Below are 21,193 nucleotides of genomic sequence, written 5' to 3'. Positions count from 1 at the left end.
TCTTAAACGCCGCTTTTGTGTATCCCGAGAGATTAAGGATGCAAAATGGAATTCAGCACTTCCTGGACTTCCTCCAGCTCCCCGGAAGGAACCAGAATTTCAAATTGCTGTTTGGATAAGTTGACCGGACGGCTTTTCACCAAAAATCCTTCTTCGGTTAGCTTGGCCTGGATCATTTCCGCAACCTTCGCGGTTGGCGCGATATAGATGACCGTCCACATGCCTTTCGTCAGCCCCCTAATCTCATGTTTCTTTAGCCCGTATAATGAAACAATGATAACATAACTCTGTTTTTTCCCGCAAGAAAGAGCCTCTGAACACTTTTGCGGATCAAGGGGCGGCAAAAGGCCGGGCATTCCGGTCAAGAGCCCGGAGGAACGTTCGGATCGGGGTACGTTTTCGCGCCTTTATGCCTATGGGCGATGCGGGCCGAAGCCGCTGCGGCAAGCCCCGCCACCAGATCGTCCAAAAAAACGTGGATTTCGTTTCTTTTGTCGTTCAATTCCGCGATGATGCCGTTTTTTTCCTTATCCAAATAACCAAAACTCGTCAATCCGATCATACCATACACATTCGTAATGCCAAGAGCCAATGTCTCGTCCACGCCATACAAAGGCTCATCCGCCTCCATGATGGATTGAAGCGGCTGGGGCAGCAGCTTTTGCTCCGCCAGCTCGTCGAGCGCCATTCCCGTAAAAAGGGTATATTGCACTTCCCGCTTGCCAAGTACCGCTTTGACGCTTTCCATGCAATCCTGCAATGTCAAAAGAGGGTGGTAAGCCAGCTGGAGCTGGTGCACGATCTTCGCGATATCCTCGACTTTGACTCCACGCCGGTTCAGCATGGCTACCGCTGCTTCATACGACATCCGTTATTCCCCCCGCATACGCTGCCGGAAGCTGATTTTCAAAGCCCCCGGCGCTTTCATAATGTTGTCCCTTGGAAGGGTGTTTCTATGTGTATGCGAAAACAACCGGAAACGTTCGTAAAATTGCGGTAAATCGCCAATCGTTTAGTTTGAGGGCCCCGTGCGCTGCCGAGTTCACGGCGGTTTGGAGCGGCCGGCGTTTTTATTTGATCCGGACCGTCTCTTTGCCGAGCATCCGTTCCATTTCGGCAAACAGCTCGGGCGAAGGCTTGATCCGGTAGCCGTCGCTTAAAGCAAGCAGCTTCTGGCTTTCCTCATAGAACAGCACCGTCTGCACCGGCCCCGGATGCTCCTGGAGCAGCACTTTCAACCGGGCAAGCAGATCGGGGTTATGCTCGGCTTGCGGCGTAATTTTGACGAATACGCGCTGACCCGCGGACTTGCCCTGCTCCGGCGCGGGACGCATGCTTGCGGGCCCGGCGCTGCCGGAAGACGTTTGCGGCCCCTCGGCGCCCGATGGGGGCGCAGGCTTCCGCTCCGCTTTGGGATACGCCCTTGCGGGTGCAGGTTTCATGCGGGAACGTTTCGCCAGCTGCGCGAGCGCCGTTTCATCCAGCGGCAAGACATCCTCGGCGAGCAGCTTGAAACCCTCGTCCTGCTGCTGCACCTTGGCGCGGAGCGCAATCAGCGCACCTTTGCCGACATGCTGCGAGCTCCGCTTCCACACTTCCGGAAAGAGGACCACTTCGCAGCGTTCGATCTGGTCCTCCACTTCCATGAAAGCCATCGCTTTTCCCTGCTTGGTCGTAATTGACTTAACCGAAATGACCATGGCGGCAACGACGGTATGCGATTCGTCGGCCGCCTCGGTCAGGTCCATCAGACGGTCGACGCCGGGAACGTCCAGCGCCGCGTCGTAATCGTCAAGCGGATGCCCGGACAGGTAAAGCCCCAGCAGCTCCCGTTCAAGCTCCAGCTGCTGCCCGGCGGAAAACGGCGGAATGTCCGGATATTCGATGTCCCAGTTCGGCGTCTCGACGAAATCGAACAGCTGGATCTGCAAATCCTCGCGCTCCTTGCGCCATTTCACCGCCGCTTCGACCGTTTCGTCGAGCATGGCAAGAAGCTGCGCCCGGTGGCCGGGCAGCGAATCGAAGGCACCTGCCTGAATGAGCGATTCGATTACCCGCTTGTTGCAGACCCGCAGGTCGATCCGCCGGCAAAAATCGAGCAGGCTTTCGAATGGCTTCTCCTCCCTGACGAGCATCATGTTTTCGACGGCCTGCGTGCCGACGTTTTTGATGGCACCGAGCCCGAACCGGATGTGGCCCGGACCCGCGCCGTGCCGGGCATCGTCTCTGCCTGCGGCGACCGGCGTAAAAAGGACGCCGCTTTCGTTCACGTCCGGCGGCAGCACCTCGATGTCCATCCGCCGGCATTCGAGCACGTATTCCGCGACTTTGCGGTGGCTGCCCATGACGGCCGTCAGCATGGAAGCCATGAACTGCACCGGATAATGGGCCTTCAGATATGCCGTCTGGAACGCAAGCACTGCATAAGCTGCGGCATGCGCGCGCGGAAAGCCGTAGTCGGCGAAGCGGACGATCATGTCGTAGACCCGGTTCGCGTCTTCTTCCGCGTATCCCTGCTTCAGGCTGCCTGCGACAAAATGGCTCCGCTCCTGATCCAGCACCTCGCGTTTTTTCTTCGAAACGGCGCGGCGGAGCAAATCGGCCTCCCCGAGCGAAAAACCGGCCATCAGCGAGGCGATTTTCATAATCTGCTCCTGATACACGATGATGCCATAGGTATCGCTCAAAATGGGCTTCAGGTCTTCATGCGGATAGTCAACGCCGATTTGGCCGTGTTTCGATTGAATAAATTTCGGTATGAACTCCATCGGCCCCGGACGGTACAACGCAACGACCGAAATGATGTCTTCGAACGTCGAAGGCTTCAAGTCCTTGAGCACGCGCCGGATGCCGGCGGATTCAAGCTGGAAGATCCCGGTCGTTTCCCCGCTTCCGAGCATATCGTACGTCTTTTGGTCGTCGTCCGGAATACGCTGAAAATCAGGGCTTTCCCCGGTCATTTCGCCGATCCAGTTCATGCAGCGTTCGATGATGGACAACGTCCGCAGGCCGAGAAAATCCATCTTGAGCAGACCGATGCTTTCCAGGTTTTCCATCGAATACTGCGTGAGCGCGGTTTCCTCGCTGCCTTCCTGCAGCGGCACCGCGTCGGTGAGCGGATCGCGGGATATGACAACGCCCGCGGCATGTGTCGAAGCATGGCGGGGCATGCCCTCCACCTTCATGGCCATGTTCAGCAATTCGCGGATTTTCGCGTTTTGCTGCGCGTAAGCCTGCAATTCCCCGCTCTGCTCCAGCGCCCGCTTGATGCTGATGCCGTGGGCGGACGGGATGAGCTTGGCCGCCTTGTCCACTTCGCCATACGGCACGTTCAGCGCCCTTCCGACGTCGCGGACGGCCGCCCGCGCCGCCATCGTTCCGAACGTGATGATTTGCGCCACATGCTCGCGGCCGTATTTTCGGACGACGTAGCGGATGACTTCGTCCCGCCGCTCGTCGCTGAAATCGATATCGATATCCGGCATCGTCACGCGCTCCGGATTCAGGAATCGCTCAAAGAGAAGGTGATATTTGATCGGGTCGACATTGGTGATCTCAAGCACGTACGCGACAAGGCTGCCCGCCGACGATCCCCTTCCGGGGCCTGTCGCGATGCCTTGGCTGTGCGCGTAAGCGATAAAATCCCATACGATCAGGAAATAGTCGCTGAAGCCCATGCTTTCGATGACGCCGAGCTCGTAATCGAGGCGCTTGTCCAGCTCCTCCCGGCCGCCAGGCGCGGTCCAAAGCTCCGTTTTTTCATAGCGCTTGGCAAGGCCTTCGCGGCAAAGCTCGCGCAAATATTGGGCGGAATTCATCCCTTCGGGAAGCGGCCGGTATTCCGGCAGGATGGATCGGCCGAATTCCAGCTCCAGGCCGCACTTTTCCGCAATCGCGGCCGTATTGGCGATCGCCTGCGGCACATGCGGGAACAAGCGGGCCATTTCCTCCCCGTTTTTGAGGTACAGCTGGTCCGTCTGAATCTGCAGCCGGCCTTCGTCCTCGACCGTTTTGCCCGTTCCGATGCAAATCAGCACGTCCTGCATGGCGGCATCCTCGCGCTTCAAATAATGGACGTCGTTGGTTGCGACGAGCTCGATGCCAAGCTCCTCCGCCAGCTCGACCAGCTGCGGATTGACGCGTTTTTGTTCCGGCAGCCCGTGGTCCTGAAGCTCCAGATAAAAATCCTCTCCGAAAATATCACGATAGCGGATCGCCGCCTTGCGCGCTTCTTCCGTTCTCCCGTGCAGCAGATGCTGCGGCACTTCGCCGCCGAGGCAGGCGCTGAGGCAGATGATCCCCTCATGATGGGCCTTCAGCGCCTCCATGTCGATCCGGGGTTTATAATGGTAACCTTCCAAATGGCCGATCGAGATCAACTTCATTAAATTGCGGTAGCCGGTCTCGTTTTTGGCTAGAAGGATCAGATGGTAAATCGGCTGGTCCTTGCGGCTGCCCCGCTCCTTGCGCGAGCCGGCCGTCAGATAAGCCTCGCAGCCCAGAATCGGCTTGATGCCGGCGGCAACGCAGGCTTTATAAAAAGGCACGGCGCCGTACATGACCCCATGGTCGGTCAGCGCCAGCGCCTTCATCCCGGATTCGGCGGCCCCGCGGACAAGGTCCGAGATCCGTGCCGCTCCGTCCAGGAGGCTGTATTCGCTATGCACATGAAGATGCACAAATGAACTCATTTCTCTTCTCCTTTTAGTCCGCTTCGGATGTGAAAACATTCATCCCTTTATATTATTTTATCATAAACGCCAAGGCATCGCCCATAGAATGGAATAGAGGCCATCGGACAGGCGGTATGCCAGTACCCCTCTGAAAGGAAGGGATATCATGAGCACCTTTTTATCCAAGGCGATTCTCGATTTTTTCATCGCCTTCGGCATCGTCATCGGGGGGGCGATGGTCGGAGGCGTCGGGGCGGTCGTTTCGCTGCAGCCCCCTACACAGACCATGCTGGACGTTGCGGACCGGATCAAAATCTGGGCCCTCGCCGCGGCGGTCGGGGGCACGATCGACCCGATGCGGGTCATCGAAAGCAATTTTTTAGGAGGCAATCTGTCCCCGGCGATCAAGCAGATTTTGTTTCTCGTGTCGGCTTTTTTGGGGGCGCATATGGGGAGCGAACTCGTGAAGTGGGTCTGCGGCGGTAGGGAGTAGCCATGAGGATTCCTCCGTTTAGCCGTTACCGCCATATTTCGCAAATCGCCGCCGTTTTCGTTTTGGGCGCCGTCGTAGGCGCCGTCGTGTACAACGCCGTTTTTCAGAACAGCTATAATTTGCTCTGGCTGTCGAATCAGGATTTGGAGATCCAGATCAAGCAATATGAAGACGATATCAAAACGTTGAAAAAATACAGAAACCAGCAGACGGTGATCCGGGAAATCAAAATCCGCAGCGAGCAGCAGGATCCCCCGCTCGACCCGGTCATCGTCAAAGCCATCATCGTGCAGCTCGGGGATGATTTGGACGTGCTGCGCGGCCGGAACGTATTCGAAATCGATACGTACAGCAAGTTTGTCCGTAAGCTGCTCGACAAAAAAATTTACAAAGTCCGGGAGAAGGAATATTCCGTCGAAATCAAGACGATGTTGTTGATGGAAGGCATGCTGCAAATCTGGGTGGACGTCCATCCGGTCAAAGTGCGAAATCCGTAGAATCATGGTACAATGATCCTCATCAGGATTTAAAAGGGGATACGCAACCGATGGTTATATTCATCCGTTACTTGCTTTTCGCGCTGCTGGTCGTTTCCTGCATTTGCGCCGCCCTGTACAGCAGCCGTTCCCGGCGCGCCAAAGACGCCCGCGAGCGCGGGTTATACGGGGCTGTTACGAACATTTTCATGGGGTTGATGCTGGTCATGCTGGCGCTGATCGCCATGTTCATGTTCAGGGGGTCGACGGTCGCCGTTATCGTCGAAGCGGTTTTTCTGGTGCTCGGCGCGTTCAACATTTTTGCCGGCATCCGCAACCGCGGCTACTTCCACCGGATGAAATCGAAGGACGCGAACTAAATGAACGAGCCAGCGGCAAAAGCCGGGCACTCCGTCTAAGGAGCGCCCGGCTTTTTCGTTGCTGCATTTCTTGCGTCCTCCGGCTTATCCGTGTTCGATGGACTGCAGCGTCAGAACCGCTTTGGCGACCAAGCTGTCCATATGCGTCATTTCGATTTCCAGCTTGCACGTCCTGCGGCTTGCTTCCAGCAGCCGCGGCACGACCGCCACGGGATCCTCGATCTGGACCGGACGGACGAAATAGGTGGACATGTTGTCCAATACGAAATCGTTGCCCGTCATGTCCTTCGCGGCTCGCAGCGCGGCCTGCGTCATGACGGTCGTAAGGATGCCTTCGGAAATGGTCCCGAGATCCGTCGCCATCTGCGGAGTGATAAACCCGTGGAAAAAAAGCTTTCCCTCCTCGTCCCGCTCGTCGGCAAAGCCGTTCCAGATCAAATGATCGAACGTTTCCCCAAGCTGGGGCTGCTTGCGCGCGTCGCGCATCGCCTGCAGCACTTCCTTGCGCGAGACGGTCGCCACAAGCTTGCGGTTTTTGTCCACGATCGGCAGGAAATCGATGCCCTCCCACATCATCAGCTGCGCAGCCGACGCCAGGGACGTTTGCAGCGTGGCGGTAACCGGATTGCGGACCAGCACTTTTTCGATGCTTTGCTCCGGCGGCAGCTTCCTCAAATCGCTGCGGTTGACGATGCCGAGCACCCGGTTCCATTCGTCCACCACCGGCAGCCTCGTGTCGCCTTTTTGCTCGGATAACGCCATGCTTTCGCCGGCCGTGCTGGACAGCTTCAGCGCATGGATTTTCGGCTTGCTACCGACGATATCCTCCACGATCATGATTTTTTTCTTGATCAGGCGGTCGAAGATCGCCCGGTTGATCAGCGACGCAACGGTAAAGGTATCGTGGCGCGACGAAAAGATCGGCAAATTCAGCTTGTCGGCCAGCGCCTTCACCTCTTTGCTCGTGCCGAAGCCGCCTGTGATCAGAACCCCCGCTCCCTGCTCCAGCGCCAGCGTATGCGCATTTTCGCGGTTGCCGACGATAAGCAGGCTTCCGGCGTCGATGTATCGGGCCATGGCATCCACCTTCATCGCGCCGATCACATATTTATGCAGGTTTTTATGCAGGCCTTCCGCCCCACCGAGCATATGTCCCTCGACGATTTCGACGACATCGGCAAAGGTCAGCTGCTCGGACATGTTGCGCGGTTTTTTCTCGACCCGCACCGTGCCGATCCGCTCCTTCGTCACAACGATCCCGAGATTTTCCGCGTCCTTCAAGGCGCGGTAGGCCGTTCCCTCGCTGACGGACATTTCTTTGGCCAGCTTGCGGACCGAAATTTTCGTTCCTACCTTCAATCCTTCGATATGCAGCAGCAGCTGCTCATGTTTTGTAATTGCGTCATCGCGGCCTTCCAAGCTGTTACACCCCCATCGTTACAACTGTATCATTCTGTATCTATATCATACCATTCCGCGTCACGCAAAAAAAGCCGCGGCGGCAGGCGCCCGGCTTTTTTTGACTTTTACGTCAGGATGTTTCAACATTCGATTCTTGCCGCTCCCAAGTCCCATCTACAAACGAACCAAACCGCTTCGCTCCATGGATTGCCGACCGGAAGCCGATCTTTGGATTTTCAGCAAAATCCTTACATATTCTCCTGACTCCGCTGCGACTCTTCCGGCCACTTCAATTGCAGCTGGCGTATCTTCGCCGCCTTGATCCGGTCAAGCGTCTTCTGCTTTTCCTCGTCCACGCCGAGCAAATAATGCAGATGCGCCCCGATGACCAAAAAAGCGAACAGGGCCCACGCCGCGCCGAAAGCCGACGTCCAGGACCAGCCTCCGCTGAAGGAGATCAACGGCAAGGCATACACCAACATGGCCAAAACGACGATCAAATACAGGAGGTGTTTGATTTTCTTTCCTTTTTTCATTTTGCGGCAGCTCCTTCATTCGTGAATCTATATTTCTACTCTATGAGGGGCTGCCGTAAAATATGAGACAAGTTTTGAAAAACATCTTTGATCGGCGGCAAAAACGGCTTGATTACAAGCCCTGCCCGCCGTAAAGATCCTGAAGGCTGTCGGAAATCGTTTTGTTGATGTCCTCGATAATCGTGCTGAGTCGGCGTTCCGCATCAAACAGGCGGCGGATATTCAGATTGAGGCTGAGCACGTCGAACAGCTTCTCCATCTGCTCCATCTCTTCCTGGGCCGGCATATCGCCCGACATCATCCGCTGCTGGATTTCCATCTGGCGTTTTCTGAAATCCTCAAGCATGCGCTTGCTTTCCGGATCCTGGTCGATCAGGCTAATCGCCGATTTGATGTCCTTTACCTCCTGGCTTTCCTTCAGCGCTTTTGCCAGTTCATTCGTTTTGTCATAAATATTCATGTGTGTCCTGCCTCCTTATAAAATGGAAACTGCTCTTTCCCGATTTCAAAATCCCCCGAGAATCGGCCGCCCCTGCACTCAAGATTAAAAAAGTGGGTCAATCACCAAGGGATATATGTCCTCATATGATACATTACATGCAAAAAGCAGATGCACCTTATCTGCCCTGTAGACATCAAGTTGCTGTTGGAAGGAGATCCACGATGTCCAAAAAAACGCTACCGGTCCAAATGTTCGCTCCGGGCTCTTTAAAGGAAAACGCCATCGTGCTCGGAGAGAAGCTGGTCAAACAGTGGAAGATTCCTACCGACCGTCCTCTGCAGTTGGCATTTGGTTCCTTCAGACAAGAGATCACCGTCGTTCCCGCAGCCAAAACCAGCGGACTGCGAATCAGTGAGCCTCTGGCCCGCCGAATGGGGCTTTTTTCTCGTCCGGTGTTGAGGGCTGCCTATCATTCATCGAGCCGCACACTCAGACTGGGGCCCCTAATCAGCGTACTGATCAGTCGGGACAATCCGGAACAACCCGATAAACCGTTCGGCTCCATATCCATGTTCTGCCGTGAGCTGGTGAATGCCTGCCGGAAACAGGGAGCCTATGTATACTTCTTTACGCCGGACCACATTCAGGAAGGATCGGGCAGTATACATGGTTGGGTATACGATGACGGGTGGCGTCAGGCGTCCATGCCGATCGCGGATGTTGTCAACAACCGTCTCACAACCCGCAAAATGGAGAATAAACCTAGCGTACAGCATTTTATGAAAGAAGTAAAATCACGCTACGGCGCACATGTCTTTAATGAGAGGTTCCTGGACAAAAACGAAGTCTTCGACACGCTTAAATCCGACTCTTCCCTTGCCAGATATTTGCCCGAATCCCACCTGCTCACCGGTTTTTCGGTGCTCAAAAAAATGTGCCAGCACCACTCCGTCGTCTTTCTGAAGCCTGTTCGCGGCAGTCTCGGCAAGGGCATAATCCGCATTTCAAAGCAGCCCGACGGCACCTACCAAACGCTGGCGACGTCTTCGGCCGGCGCCCGCAGGCAGTCCTACTCAAGCCTCACCAAGCTGTTTTCCGGTTTATCCGGCAAAATGAAAACGACCCGCTACCAAATCCAACAAGGGCTGACCCTGATCGATCACGGCAAAAGGCCGATTGACTTCCGGGCGCTTGTGCAAAAAAACGGGGCCGGCAACTGGATCGTGACCTCCATCGTAGCCCGGATCGCAGGAGGCAACCATTTCGTTTCCAACCTGGCCCGAGGCGGCACCCTGAGCACCGTCAAGGACGCGGTCAGCAGGTGCATGCTGCCTCCGGAGGTCAAAAATACGGCCTACGCCAAGCTGCATCGGGCATCGCTCGACATTGCCAGAGGCATCGACAACCTGATCCCTTTGCATTTCGGAGAGCTCGGCATCGACTTGGCGATGGATAATTCAGGAAAAATATGGATGCTGGAGGTCAACTCCAAGCCTTCCAAAAACGACAATACCCCGCTTAACGAGCAAAAAATCAGGCCCTCGGTCAAAAGGCTGCTGGAATACTGCTGCTATTTGTCCGGTTTTTAAAGGAGGCGCACCATGAATGGTCTTACCGCTTGGGACGCTCGGCATCATGTGCTGCAGCCGTGAAGACAGTCCCCCGTTTTCCAATGAAGGCTACTGCCGCAAGCTTTCCGTTCTTGGAAAAAAATACGGCATCCAGGTCGTCGTATTCCGCCCGGCGGACGTGTCATTGGACCGCACCCATATCCACGGTTTCATTTACAAGGAAGGCGCCTGGCGCCAAAACCGGCTTCCTTTTCCGGACATCGTGTACGACCGCTGCCTGTATCGCAGCAGAAAGGAGTTCCGATTGGCGGCAAGCCTGCTGTCGGACTCCCGAACCGCCAGGGATTGGACGTTATGGTCGCGCAGCCTTCCGGGAAAATGGCAGGTATTCCGGATGTTGAGCAAGGAACCGGACGTTCTGCCGTACCTTCCGCCAACCGGGATTTATCGCGGGAAGGAAACTCTTATAAAAACACTGGAATCCCATGGCGGCGAAGCGTTTCTGAAACCGAAGGGAGGCTCCCAAGGCAAAAACACGCTGTACGTTCGGGTGGACCGGGAATCCGGCATCTGGGCGGTCAAAGGCAGAGATTCCCTGAACCGCCCCGTCGAAAGAAGGTTTCCGTCCGATGCCTTAGCCATGCGGTGGATTGGGGACTTCACGAAAAACCGAACGTATATCATCCAGCCGTATCTTCATTTGCAAGGCAGAAATGGCCGGTCTTTTGATACCAGGGTGTTAATGCAGAAAAATGAAAAAGGGTTGTGGATGCAAACCGGCATTGTAGTCCGGGAGGGCGCCGCCGGGAGCATGACCTCCAACCTTCACGGCGGCGGAAAAGCCCTTCCCGTTCTGCCGTATCTGAGCGGACAATTCGGAGCTGAACGGGCAGAGCGGTTGACGGAAGTCATCAGGCGGCTGTCGGAGAAAATCCCGCCGATTCTGGAAAGTCATTTTGGCCGGCTCGGAGAATTGGGCATCGATTTCGGAATCGATACGAAAGGGAACGTTTGGCTGCTTGAAGTGAACTCCAAGCCGGGACGCACCTCCATCCGGCAGGCAGGGGATCCGGACAGCGCCGTTCTCGCGTCGGAAAATCCGCTCCGTTACGCCCGCTATCTACTGCTTCGACAACTTAGGAGGGTAAATTGATGAGTTTGACGTATTGTAATGTTCATTTTTCGCAGAAGCCCGAGAAAGTCGTCTACGTTTCCAACAATCTGCTCAAAAGCTTAAAGCTGTCCGGCAAAAAGAATATCCAGCTTCGTCTCGGGAAAGACGTGATCCAAGCTGCCGTGAAGCCCATCAAAAAAACGGGGAAACATCTTTACCTCGGCTCGGGCATCAGGAACGGCATCCGCGTTCCCTCGGCCGGCGGCATTTATATACGAAACCAGGATAACGAATACCAGCTCGGCCCGCTGATCGGCGTGCTTTCCGATGGACCCACGAATACCTCCCAGCCGTTCGGGTCCCGCACAGGGTTCATCAAGCAGCTGCTCCGGGAGGGCAGAAAAAAATGCTACATTTTTGCGTTTACGCCCCGGGACATCAACTGGAATCAGGAAAAGGTCACCGGTTATTTTTTAAACGACAACGGAAGCTTCTACCGAAGAACGGTTCCTTTGCCCGATGTCGTATACAACCGGCTGCCGAGCCGGAAGGCCGAAACTTCATCCTCCATCATCCAGCTTAGAGAACGGCTCAGCCGCCGGAAAATCCCTTATTTCAATTGGAGTTTCTTCAACAAATCCGACATTTACCGCTTGCTTGAAAACGACAACACCGTCAATAAATACGTGCCTGAATCCCATATGAACCCGTCTCCCGAAAAAATCAAGGAAATGCTGGAGAGACACCAGTTCCTCTATTACAAACCTTCGGCCGGCAGCCTGGGCAAAGGCATTTACAGGTTGACCTACCTGCCCAAAAGGGGATATTTCGCCCGCTACCGCAAGGGCGGCGGCAACGTGCTGCTCCGGTTTAATTCCTTTAACAGCTTGATGCGGATGCTGCAGTCCAGGCACGGCCGGGCACTGAACTCCTATGTCATCCAGCAGGGCATCCGCTTGGTCGAAATCGACAACTGCCCGATCGATTTTCGTTTTCATATGCATAAAAACGGAAAAAATAACTGGGTCGTCGTCGGGATCGGCGCCAAAAAGGCGGGACGCGGCAGCGTAACGACGCATCTGAAAAACGGCGGTTCCCTGCTGACGCCGGAACAAGCGCTAAGCCGCGCCTTTGGTGCCAGAGCGGATGAAGTGCTGCAGAACGCCAAAAAGGCTGCCATTACGCTGGCCGAAGCCATCGAGTTCCACCACCAGCATCTGCTTGGCGAAATCGGATTTGATCTCGGGATAGACCAGGATGAAAGGGTATGGATGTTTGAAGCCAATGCAAAGCCGGGCCGCTCCATATTCAGCCATCCTTCCCTCAGGTCGGAAGGGAAAGCTTCTGTGGAGCACATTCTCGAGCATTGTCTTTACCTTAGCAAATTCCGCAGGAGGGATTCCGAGTGACAACGACCAGCAAGGAAGAAAGCGGCAGACCCGTCATCGCAATCTTGACCGTGTCGGGCGGACCAAGTTATTTCCGGGGAAATCAAGCCAACTTTGAGGATATCGTCAGGACCGGACAGGACATGGGATTTCCCGTCTATGTCGTGACGATCAAGGATCTCAAGCTGCAGGGAGAACGCATTAAAGGCTATACCCTTAATTCGGGGGGAGAATGGGAGCGGCAGCTGTTCCCCCTCCCCGACGTGATCTACAACCGGATTCCCCAGCGCGAGGACGAATTGAAGCCCAATGTCCGAAAAAAAATCAAGGAATGCCTGGTCCACCCGACCATCAAATTTTTCAATCCATACTTTTTCAATAAATGGCATCTTTTCGAGTGGCTCAAAAGCTCGAAAGCAACAAAGCATCTCGTGCCCAAAACGCGGAGGCTTCGGGGAGAAACGGGACTGCAAATGATGCTCGAACGTTATCCGTCCCTTTATTTGAAGCCGGAAAGCGGCAAGGCCGGCAAGGGCATCATGATGCTGAAATACCAAAAGGACAAACCACTCCCATACCGCCTGAAAGTTCAGCATCATAAAAGCAGCACGACGTACAAAGGAGCAAACATGCATCGGCTGTGGAAACGGATCAAGTCGGAAACGGGCACCAGCCGCTACATCGTTCAACAGGCCATCGAGCTGACTTCCTTCGAGCAGCGTCCGTTTGACCTGCGGGTGCTGCTGCAAAAAACGGGAAAAGGTCAATGGAGCGTCACCGGCGTCGGAGCGCGCCTGGCCGGCTCCAAAAGCATTACGACCCATGTCCCGCGGGGCGGGAGCATTGAGGATCCAAGCAAACTGCTGACCGCCGTGTTCGGCGAAGGCACCGCGCCGGGCATGATTAACCGGGTCAAAACCACCGCGGTCGTCATCGCAAGGCAAATCGAAAAGGCTTCCGGCCATCAGCACGGCGAAATGTCGATGGATCTTGGCGTGGATACTTCGGGCGGCATCTGGTTTTTCGAGGCGAACGCCAAGCCGATGAAATTCGATGAGCCGCATATCCGCCAAAAATCGCTGGAACGGATATTCCATTACAGCCAATACCTTGTAAACGTTCAGAAGCCGTAACGATAAAGGAAGTGAGCAGATGCAAATTACATCCTTCTCCCCGCGCGGCGATTGGAACCGCCAGCACGCACGCGTGCTGCGGTTTTTGTTCGAGCACGGCGGGAAATGTTTGATGCGCGAAGATTACTTGCTTTTCGCGAGGGTAACCGAGCCGGAATTGCGTGAACCCGGCACTTCCCTGCTGCTGGCAACGGTACGCGGGGAAGGCGGGCCGGTTTTGGCCGGGGTGAGCTTTGTGGCCGGATACGGCAAGAAAGCCTTCCTTATTGCGGTCCATCCGTTATACCGCCGCAAAGGGATCGGCTCGGCCCTTCTGAAGGCGCAGCTGGAGCGGCTTGGCCAATTGGAGTGCCGGGCAGGGCTGAACCGGATCCCCTTCATAGGACTTTGCTTTAAAGCCGGGTTAACGGCTTTTTCCCTGAGCCAAGCGCCGGCAGGCAGAACGCTTCTCCATTTCGAAGGAAAAGTGCCAAATACAGTCCGCCTCAAGGCGGTCCCATCCAAAGAAGGTGAAAGATGTTGCCGGTTCCCGTCTTAGGCATTTTAACGCTATATTTAAATGACCACAAAGCCCTCGAAGAGAAGCCCGTCTATCAAAAAATGATCGTCGAAGGCCAAAAAATCGGCCTGGACGTATTTGTTTTTACACCGATGGATGTCAACGACTCGAAGAAAAAGATTTACGCCATGGAATATGATGTGAAAAAAGGGGTTTGGGGGCGCAGATGGCGCCCGTTTCCGGATATGATCTACGACCGCTGCAGAATCCAGAAAAGCGCCCGTTTCACGCAGCTGCTTAAATTCCGCCAACGATACAACCACCTGCAATTTCTGAACCGCCCGCTCCGCAACAAATGGACGATTTACGAGGTCCTTTCGCGGCGGCCGGAATTCAATAAATACCTCCCGGAGACACGATTGTTTAATGGCTTTGCCGACGTTCACCACATGCTGAAAAAGACGCCCGTCGTCTATTTGAAACCGATCAACGGGACCGGGGGGCGCGGCATTTTGCGGGTCGAACGGTTAAAAGGGGACTCCTATTACTATATTCAAGGCCGCAACCACCAGCGGAAAATCATCACTCCGCAAAAGATTCATGTCTCCCGCCTGGGGTCGGTGCTCAGCGGCTGGAGCATGAAAAACCGGTATCTGGTGCAGGAGGGCATTGCGGTAGATCTGCCTGATGGCCGCGTTCACGATTACCGCATGCTGGTCCAGAAAAACAGGGAGGGCATTTGGGAGCTTACCGGCATCGCCGGAAGAGTCGGGGCGCGGCGCAGCGTGACGTCGAATTTGCATGGCGGCGGGCACGCCGTCTCTTTCTACAGGATGATGGAGCAGTGGATCGACGATGAGGAGAAGCGAAACAAGGTGCAGCGGAGGGCAGAGCGGCTCGGCGTCGAGGTCGCCTTATTCCTGGAGAATCAATACGGTGACTTATGCGAGCTTGCGCTCGACCTGGCCATTAACAAAAAAGGCGAGATCTACCTGCTTGAAGTCAATCCGAAGCCCGCCAGGGAAGTATTTTCGCAGATCGGGAACGCCGAGTTGTACCGCAAGGCGATCGTGAAACCTCTGGAATACGCCCTCGGGCTGTATGAAAGAAAGCATAGCCCTGCGAGCGAATAAAAAACGGACGGACCGCAGTCATCCTGTGGCCTGTCCGTTTTTTTATTTTCTCGTTTATGTACCCGGCAACGCCGCATCCGCTTGCTCGTACAGCCGCATAAGCTCGGCGAACGATGAGATGAGCTCATCCGACCCTTTCAGCTCATCGTCTTTGCCAAAGCCGGCATAGGCGCAGCCGATGACACATAAACCGTTTTTCTTCCCCGCTTCCACGTCGGAAGACCGGTCGCCGACCATCCATGCGGATTTGACGCCGTTTTCCTCCAGCAGCAGCCTTACCAAATCGACTTTGGAGCGCGTGCCGTGTTTGCCTGCACTGTACAATCCGTCGAACAATCCGGCCAACCCGTGCGTCTCCACGATGCCGCTAATGTAATGCTCCAGGCCGTTGCTGGCGACATACAGCTTGACGCCCCGCGCATGCAGCGCCTCGAGCGTTTCCTTCACTTCCGGGTACAACGACGTTTCTCCGCCCGCCAGCCCTTCCAGCTCCAGCTGCAGCAGCAGCTCGTTGGCGCGGGCATGGGCCTGCTCGCTGCCGTCCGGCATGACGACTTTCCAAATATCTTCCAGCAGCATGCCCAGGCTTCCGAGCAGGCGTTCCTGCGGCGGCGTTGGCGCCGTATACAACCCTTCGCTGCGCAGCGTGTCGAACAGCTTATGATATGCCGGCAGCAGCACCGATTCCGTTTGAAACAGCGTACCGTCCATGTCGAAGATCATCGCCTCGGGACGGGTCCGTTTGCTTTCGATCATTGGTTTAACATCTTCCCTTCTGTCTCTTCGATGTCTTTTGCTTGCTTATAGCCTATGATAAGTGAACCCATCCGGGATGTAAACCGGAAGAGGTCGCAATATGCATCATCCTCCCCCTTCAGGCTACGACTGGAACGCAAACAGGCGCCCCCGAACAGGAACGCCTCAGCTATTCATATGATCCTTAAAACACCTTCTTCTGAGCCCGGTCATCTTTAATGATCTCGACGGCTTCCCGGAAGCGCAGCGAGTGCACGATTTCCCGCTCGCGCAGAAATTTCAGGCTGTCCTGCAAATCGACGTCATCCGTCATATCGATCAGCCACTGGTATGTAGCCCGCGCCTTCTCTTCTGCCGCAATGTCCTCGTACAAATCCGCAAGCGGGTCGCCTTTGGCCTGGATATAGGCCGCCGTCCAGGGCACGCCTGCCGCGTTTTCGTAGAAAAGCGCCTTGTCATGCGCCGCGTAATGCGCGCCAAGCCCCGCAGCCTTCAGCTCCTCGACGGAAGCGTCTTTCGTCAGTTTATACACCATGGTGGCAATCATTTCCAAATGCGCGAATTCCTCCGTGCCGATGTCGTTCAACAAACCGATGACTTTATCGGGAATCGTGTAACGCTGGTTCAAATAACGCAAGGCCGCCGCCAATTCGCCGTCAGCGCCTCCGTACTGCTCCATCAAATATTTGGCCATTTTCGGATCGCATTTGCTCACCCGAACCGGATACTGAAGCTTTTTCTCGTATACCCACATGGGTCTGGACCGCCTCCTTTAAATATTCCCTCAATTAGGGCTTTTGCGCCGGCGCTTTCCTGCGTTCTGATTCGAAACCGCCTGTTACACCTGCCAAGGCCACGGCGTCTCCGGCCATTCGAACGGAAATTTGGAATAGGCGTGGCCAAAATTCATCAGCGGGCCGTACAGCTCCTGAAATTTTCTGACCAGGGGGATCCGTTCCTGAGCCAATCGGTTGTACTGCTCGATCCGTTTCAAATCGTCCGGATGGGTGTCCAAATACAGATTTAGTTCGACAAGCGCGAAATCGATCACCTGCAGCTGTTCCAATAGCTCGTAATACTGCCGATCGATCGCTCCCTTCGTTTCCGGCTTCATGCCTGCCGGGCCGACGTTTTCATGCATATGCACGGGGGCGGCGTTTTCGGAATGGATATGGGCGGCACCGACATGTCCGGGCTGATTCGCCGGACCCCCGTTCCGCGGATTTCCTTGTTCAGACATCAGGCTCCTCCTTCCTGCACGTTTCGGTTCGGTGTGTAGGGACTGAAAAGATTAGGCCACAACGTTCCCCTCGTCAAGGCTTCTTCCAAATTGTATTGCGGCCAGTCCCTCGGCTGGAAGACGATATATTGGTTCGGCGGGACGACGTAGGTCCTGTAAGGCAAAGGCGGGCACGGATCAAACGGACTGATAAAGGGCTTGTAGACTCGCATCTGGTTGTTCATTTGAACATTCACGATCGGAGCCTCCTTCTGTTCATGTTCAAGCCGACGAATCGTCGGACCCCTCATCGGCTCTTCGTAACATACATATGAGGCATTCGCGGAAACTGAACAAAAATTAACGAAAACAACCAAAAAACTCCCCCGAAACAAGCCGAAACTTGTCCGAGGGAGTCCTTTTTAGGGTCCGCTTAAAATTTGATTTTAATCTGGAATAAACCCGCTTTTCGCACCGCCGAATAAATGATGACCACGAGCGGCCCGATAAAAACGCCGATCACGCCGACAAGCTTGAAGCCGATATACATGCTGATCAGCGCCGACAATGCGCCGATGCCGACGGAATCGCCGATGACCTTCGGTTCCAGAACCCGCCTCGCCACCGTGATGACGATAAACAGCAGGGATAGCCCGAAACCCGTGTAGTTATCGCCGACGATAAACAAATAAACGGCCCAGGGAATAAGGACGGAGCCTACGCCAAGAATCGGCAAAATATCCACGAACATCACCAGCAGCGCGATCGCAAGCGGATAATGGATCTCGAGAATAAGGAGGCCCGTCAGCGTGACAACGTACGTAAAGGCGCTCAGAATCATCTGGGCCTGCAAAAAACCGAAAATCGAGCGTTTCAGACTGTGAAGCACCTGCTGAATCTGCCCCTGCATCTCATCCTCGAACAAGGAAAGGATCCCGGAGCGGATCGCCGGCAAACCAAAACTGAACAAATACACGGCGACAAAAAAAACGACAAAAAATACGAACGTGCCCGGAATTCCTTTGGCAAAATGGAGAAAGGACGACGACAGCGTGTTGGCAAAGGATTCCGCATATTTCGTGACGCTGGAAAGCAGCGTCCTTAAGCTTTCGGCCAAATCGGGCTGAATCCTGTCAAGCCACCCGCGCGCCTGCGTCATCGTTTGCTGCGCAAAATCGTTTGCCGCCGCGAAATAAGACGGCGCATTCTCCCAATAAGCCACCAATTGGCCCAATACCTGCAGCCCCAGCATGTACACCAGGAGCAGTACAAGAAGCAAAAACAAGGTACATGTGAGGGAAGCGGCCGCCACCCGGTTCCATTTCAGTTTGCCCATCATCATGACATGAACGGGCTCCAGCGAAATGGCGACCAGTGCAGCCAACAGAAAAGGCGCCCCCGCCGTAAACATGACATACAGCAGGGCCAGTCCGATTCCGATGAGAAGCAGCTGTTTCCCTGACACAAGCTCCCCCCTTAATCCCCGTTCTCCGCCTCCGTTCCCTCTGCACTTGGTTCGGCTGCGGTAACGCGGTGGATGTTGACCCGCGTAATCCGGAGTTTCGTCGATTCCTCAACCTCGAACACGTAGTTGGCTACCTGAACTTTCTTGCCCTTCACCGGATTTCCTTCCAGCTCTTTGAACAGCCAGCCCCCGATGGAATCGACTTCGTCATCCTCAATAATGACGCCGGTCAGATCGTTGACGTCTTCAATCAGCATACGCCCGTCCACCGAAATGAAATCCTCCTGGATTTCCACGTCGGGCCGTTCGTCCTCGAATTCGTCGTACAGCTCGCCCACGATTTCCTCCAAAATCTCTTCCGCCGTGAGCATCCCGGCCGTACCGCCATACTCGTCCACGACCAGCGTCAGCTGGGCATGCTTTTTCTGCATGAGCCGGAGCACATGGCTGATTTCCATCGATTCGGGGACGTTCAGAATCGGCCGCACCAGCTTCGCCAGCTCTTTTTGATGTTCTTCGTCGGCCAGCAAAAAATCGGTGATATGGACGAAGCCGATGATCTGGTCCTTGTCCTCCACGGCGACCGGATAACGCGAATGCTTGGTTTCGCTGATGATGCGGAGGTTTTCTTCCAGCGTGTTGTTCGTGTACAAGCAATCCATGTCCGTCCGGGGCAGCATGATTTCGCGCGCCAGCAGATCGGAAAATTCGAAGATGTTGTCCATCAGCTTCATCTCGTCTTTGTCGATCACTCCGCTTTTGGCGCTCTGATTCATTAATATGCGGATTTCCTCCTCGGAATGCGCGGCTTCCGATTCCGTTGCCGGCTGTACCCCGAACAAACGCAAAATGACGTTTGCCGAAGCGTTCAGCAGCCAGATAAACGGAAAAAAGATTTTATAAAACAACATCAGCGGACCGGACAGCAGCAGCGCCGCCCCTTCCGTTTTTTGAATCGCCAGGGATTTTGGAGCAAGCTCCCCGAGTACGATATGTAAAAAGGTTATGACGCAGAATCCGAGGATCACCGACACGGAAGAAATGACCGTTTTGTCCGTGATTCCGATCTTGTACATGAGCGGCTGCACCAAGAGGTGCGAGACGGCGGGTTCGCCGATCCAGCCGAGTCCCAGCGATGCCAGCGTAATGCCGAACTGCGTAGCCGACAAATAGGCATCCAGCTTATTGTTTACTTTCAAAGCATAATTCGCCATGCGGTTGCCTTCGCTTACCAGCTGCGTAAGCCGGGACTGGCGCATTTTGACCAGCGAAAACTCCGCGGCGACAAACACCCCGTTAAAGAATACAAGCAGCAAAACTAGGAAAAGGTTGAATAATAGCTTGCCTATTTCAAACTCCCCGTCCAAATCCAACGCCTCATTTCTTAGATGATGTTAGCTTGCCTTATGCTAAAATCGGTGCCCTTGTAATACATATCCTTCACCAGCAGGTTCGGTCCGCAGCAGCCTGCCGCATCGCAGTGGCAGTTTACGGTTTTGTTCAGCGGGTGATCGTTTTGCCATTTGGCAAAAACATCGTCAAGCTTGCTGTCCCTGATGTTGCCGAATGGCGGAACGTCCGAAAAGTCGGTGACGTAGACGTCGCCGGAAAACAGGTTGACGTTCACGCGGTTCCGTCCGTCCGGGTCATTGCGGACCGTCACGTTCGGTTCGGCTGCCAGACGGCGGATCAGCGCAAGCTCCTCGGAATTGTCGCTGCACGCAAAAAACGGAAGCGTTCCGAACAGCATCCAGATGTCCGGATTTCGCGCATCGAGCAGGGAATGAATCGCATCCCGCGTTTCCGCCAGCGATAACACCGGCAGCGAGGTGGCAAAGTTGGATGCATACATCGGATGGACTTCATGGCGCTTGCAGCCCATTTCCTCGATTAGTTTGTGAATTCCAGCCAGCTTTGTATGCGTCCGATAATTAATCATCGATTCGGCGGAAATAAACATCCCCGCTTCGCTTAATTTTACGGCGTTTTCGATCATTTTATCGTACATGCGGTAGGCCGTTTCCTTCGGAACGGGATGGCTGCTGTTCGCAAAACCGACCTCATGAAAATCGTCGCCGTTCAAATAATTAAACGAAATATGCATGACGTCCAGATATGGGAGCATTTTTTCGTAGCGGCCGATATCCAGCGTCAAATTCGAGTTGATTTGCGTCCGGACGCCGCGTTCCTTGGCGTAGCGAAGCAGCGGGACGATGACTTCGTTCACCGTTTTTTCGCGGAAGGACGGCTCTCCTCCGGTCAGGCTGATCGTCTCCAGATGTTCGACCTCGTCCAGCCGTTTCAGCATCAGGTCGAGCGGCAAAAATTCCGCCTCCTTCATCACGAGCATATCCCCTACGGCGCAATGTTCGCAGCGCATGTTGCATAAATGCGTGACTGTCATCTCCACGCTTGTCAGAACGTGACGACCGTATGCCCGCAGAGAGCGGATCGGATCCCACGGATCGTAGCTTGGCGACAGTTGTATTGTATTCATTTTTTTCCTCACCTTAT

At 54.8% G+C, this 21,193-nt stretch carries 22 protein-coding genes; 9 read left to right on the top strand and 13 right to left on the bottom strand.

Going from position 1 to position 21,193, the window contains the following annotated elements; genetic code table 11:
- Positions 1–32: 32 nt before the first annotated feature.
- From GQY55_RS18010 to GQY55_RS18000, 3 genes are all read right to left on the bottom strand, one after another.
- The gene (locus GQY55_RS18010) at positions 33–221 is read right to left on the bottom strand and encodes a hypothetical protein (protein WP_036707848.1); all 189 of its coding nucleotides are present in this window, start codon (positions 219–221) and stop codon (positions 33–35) included.
- 140 nt (positions 222–361) lie between these two features.
- A complete protein-coding gene (locus tag GQY55_RS18005) occupies positions 362–868 on the bottom strand; it encodes a phosphatidylglycerophosphatase A family protein (RefSeq protein ID WP_160043253.1) in 507 nt (168 codons plus the stop codon).
- Between the two features lie 202 nt (positions 869–1,070).
- Positions 1,071–4,691: a DNA polymerase III subunit alpha gene (locus GQY55_RS18000; protein WP_160043252.1), complete on the bottom strand. Its 3,621-nt coding sequence runs from the start codon at positions 4,689–4,691 to the stop codon at positions 1,071–1,073.
- Between the two features lie 148 nt (positions 4,692–4,839).
- On the opposite strand from GQY55_RS18000, the gene GQY55_RS17995 reads away from it, so the two are divergent.
- Genes GQY55_RS17995 through GQY55_RS17985 form a run of 3 tightly spaced genes read left to right on the top strand, consistent with a single transcriptional unit; the run spans position 4,840 to position 6,022 of the window.
- Positions 4,840–5,166, top strand: a complete 327-nt coding sequence (locus GQY55_RS17995; RefSeq protein ID WP_160043251.1) for a YtrH family sporulation protein — start codon at positions 4,840–4,842, stop codon at positions 5,164–5,166.
- A gap of 2 nt (positions 5,167–5,168) precedes the next feature.
- Entirely contained in the window at positions 5,169–5,663 is a 495-nt protein-coding gene (locus tag GQY55_RS17990; protein ID WP_160043250.1) for a hypothetical protein, read from the top strand.
- A gap of 50 nt (positions 5,664–5,713) precedes the next feature.
- Positions 5,714–6,022: a YtpI family protein gene (locus GQY55_RS17985; RefSeq protein WP_160043249.1), complete on the top strand. Its 309-nt coding sequence runs from the start codon at positions 5,714–5,716 to the stop codon at positions 6,020–6,022.
- An 84-nt stretch (positions 6,023–6,106) separates the two neighbouring features.
- Here the strand turns inward: GQY55_RS17985 and GQY55_RS17980 are convergent, their stop codons facing one another.
- The 3 genes from GQY55_RS17980 to GQY55_RS17970 form a co-directional block, all read right to left on the bottom strand.
- Positions 6,107–7,441 carry a DRTGG domain-containing protein gene (locus GQY55_RS17980; protein WP_160043248.1) on the bottom strand — a complete coding sequence of 445 codons (1,335 nt, stop codon included), beginning with the start codon at positions 7,439–7,441 and terminating at the stop codon, positions 6,107–6,109.
- 230 nt (positions 7,442–7,671) lie between these two features.
- Positions 7,672–7,959, bottom strand: a complete 288-nt coding sequence (locus GQY55_RS17975; RefSeq protein WP_160043247.1) for a hypothetical protein — start codon at positions 7,957–7,959, stop codon at positions 7,672–7,674.
- A gap of 112 nt (positions 7,960–8,071) precedes the next feature.
- Positions 8,072–8,419 carry a YlbF family regulator gene (locus GQY55_RS17970; protein WP_160043246.1) on the bottom strand — a complete coding sequence of 116 codons (348 nt, stop codon included), beginning with the start codon at positions 8,417–8,419 and terminating at the stop codon, positions 8,072–8,074.
- A gap of 203 nt (positions 8,420–8,622) precedes the next feature.
- Here GQY55_RS17970 and GQY55_RS17965 point away from each other — a divergent pair, with 203 nt between their 5' ends.
- From GQY55_RS17965 to GQY55_RS17940, 6 genes are read left to right on the top strand one after another with little or no spacing between them, the layout of a single operon-like run.
- Positions 8,623–9,990 (top strand): YheC/YheD family endospore coat-associated protein, encoded by a 1,368-nt coding sequence (locus tag GQY55_RS17965; protein ID WP_160043245.1) that lies wholly within the window; start codon positions 8,623–8,625, stop codon positions 9,988–9,990.
- A 16-nt stretch (positions 9,991–10,006) separates the two neighbouring features.
- Positions 10,007–11,125, top strand: coding sequence for a YheC/YheD family endospore coat-associated protein (locus tag GQY55_RS17960; protein WP_160043244.1), 1,119 nt, complete (start codon positions 10,007–10,009; stop codon positions 11,123–11,125).
- Positions 11,125–12,495, top strand: a complete 1,371-nt coding sequence (locus GQY55_RS17955; protein ID WP_160043243.1) for a YheC/YheD family endospore coat-associated protein — start codon at positions 11,125–11,127, stop codon at positions 12,493–12,495. The genes GQY55_RS17960 and GQY55_RS17955 overlap by 1 nt, the downstream gene beginning before the upstream one ends.
- Positions 12,492–13,607, top strand: a complete 1,116-nt coding sequence (locus GQY55_RS17950) for a YheC/YheD family endospore coat-associated protein (RefSeq protein ID WP_160043242.1) — start codon at positions 12,492–12,494, stop codon at positions 13,605–13,607. The genes GQY55_RS17955 and GQY55_RS17950 overlap by 4 nt, the downstream gene beginning before the upstream one ends.
- Before the next feature lie 19 nt (positions 13,608–13,626).
- Complete coding sequence (locus GQY55_RS17945; protein ID WP_160043241.1) at positions 13,627–14,145, top strand: GNAT family N-acetyltransferase; 519 nt, start codon at positions 13,627–13,629, stop codon at positions 14,143–14,145.
- On the top strand, positions 14,127–15,239 hold the full coding sequence (locus GQY55_RS17940; protein WP_160043324.1) for a YheC/YheD family endospore coat-associated protein: 1,113 nt from the start codon (positions 14,127–14,129) through the stop codon (positions 15,237–15,239). The genes GQY55_RS17945 and GQY55_RS17940 overlap by 19 nt, the downstream gene beginning before the upstream one ends.
- Before the next feature lie 54 nt (positions 15,240–15,293).
- Here GQY55_RS17940 and GQY55_RS17935 read toward each other — a convergent pair whose 3' ends face one another.
- From GQY55_RS17935 to yfkAB, 7 genes are all read right to left on the bottom strand, one after another.
- Positions 15,294–15,995, bottom strand: a complete 702-nt coding sequence (locus tag GQY55_RS17935; RefSeq protein ID WP_160043240.1) for an HAD family hydrolase — start codon at positions 15,993–15,995, stop codon at positions 15,294–15,296.
- Between the two features lie 184 nt (positions 15,996–16,179).
- Positions 16,180–16,749, bottom strand: coding sequence for a manganese catalase family protein (locus tag GQY55_RS17930; RefSeq protein ID WP_160043239.1), 570 nt, complete (start codon positions 16,747–16,749; stop codon positions 16,180–16,182).
- Positions 16,750–16,833: 84 nt separating this feature from the next.
- Positions 16,834–17,109, bottom strand: coding sequence for a spore coat protein CotJB (locus tag GQY55_RS17925; RefSeq protein ID WP_160043323.1), 276 nt, complete (start codon positions 17,107–17,109; stop codon positions 16,834–16,836).
- A 125-nt stretch (positions 17,110–17,234) separates the two neighbouring features.
- Complete coding sequence (locus GQY55_RS17920; protein WP_160043322.1) at positions 17,235–17,459, bottom strand: spore coat associated protein CotJA; 225 nt, start codon at positions 17,457–17,459, stop codon at positions 17,235–17,237.
- Between the two features lie 188 nt (positions 17,460–17,647).
- Complete coding sequence (ytvI, locus tag GQY55_RS17915) at positions 17,648–18,679, bottom strand: sporulation integral membrane protein YtvI (RefSeq protein ID WP_160043238.1); 1,032 nt, start codon at positions 18,677–18,679, stop codon at positions 17,648–17,650.
- Positions 18,680–18,690: 11 nt separating this feature from the next.
- Entirely contained in the window at positions 18,691–20,046 is a 1,356-nt protein-coding gene (locus GQY55_RS17910; RefSeq protein ID WP_160043237.1) for a hemolysin family protein, read from the bottom strand.
- A gap of 17 nt (positions 20,047–20,063) precedes the next feature.
- Positions 20,064–21,176, bottom strand: a complete 1,113-nt coding sequence (gene yfkAB / locus GQY55_RS17905; protein WP_160043236.1) for a radical SAM/CxCxxxxC motif protein YfkAB — start codon at positions 21,174–21,176, stop codon at positions 20,064–20,066.
- Between the last annotated feature and the right edge of the window lie 17 nt (positions 21,177–21,193).

It is taken from the genome of Paenibacillus sp. USDA918EY (genome assembly GCF_009870825.1).
Classification (GTDB): domain Bacteria; phylum Bacillota; class Bacilli; order Paenibacillales; family Paenibacillaceae; genus Paenibacillus_AQ; species Paenibacillus_AQ albilobatus.
This window is presented reverse-complemented; position numbering and strand designations above follow the sequence as displayed.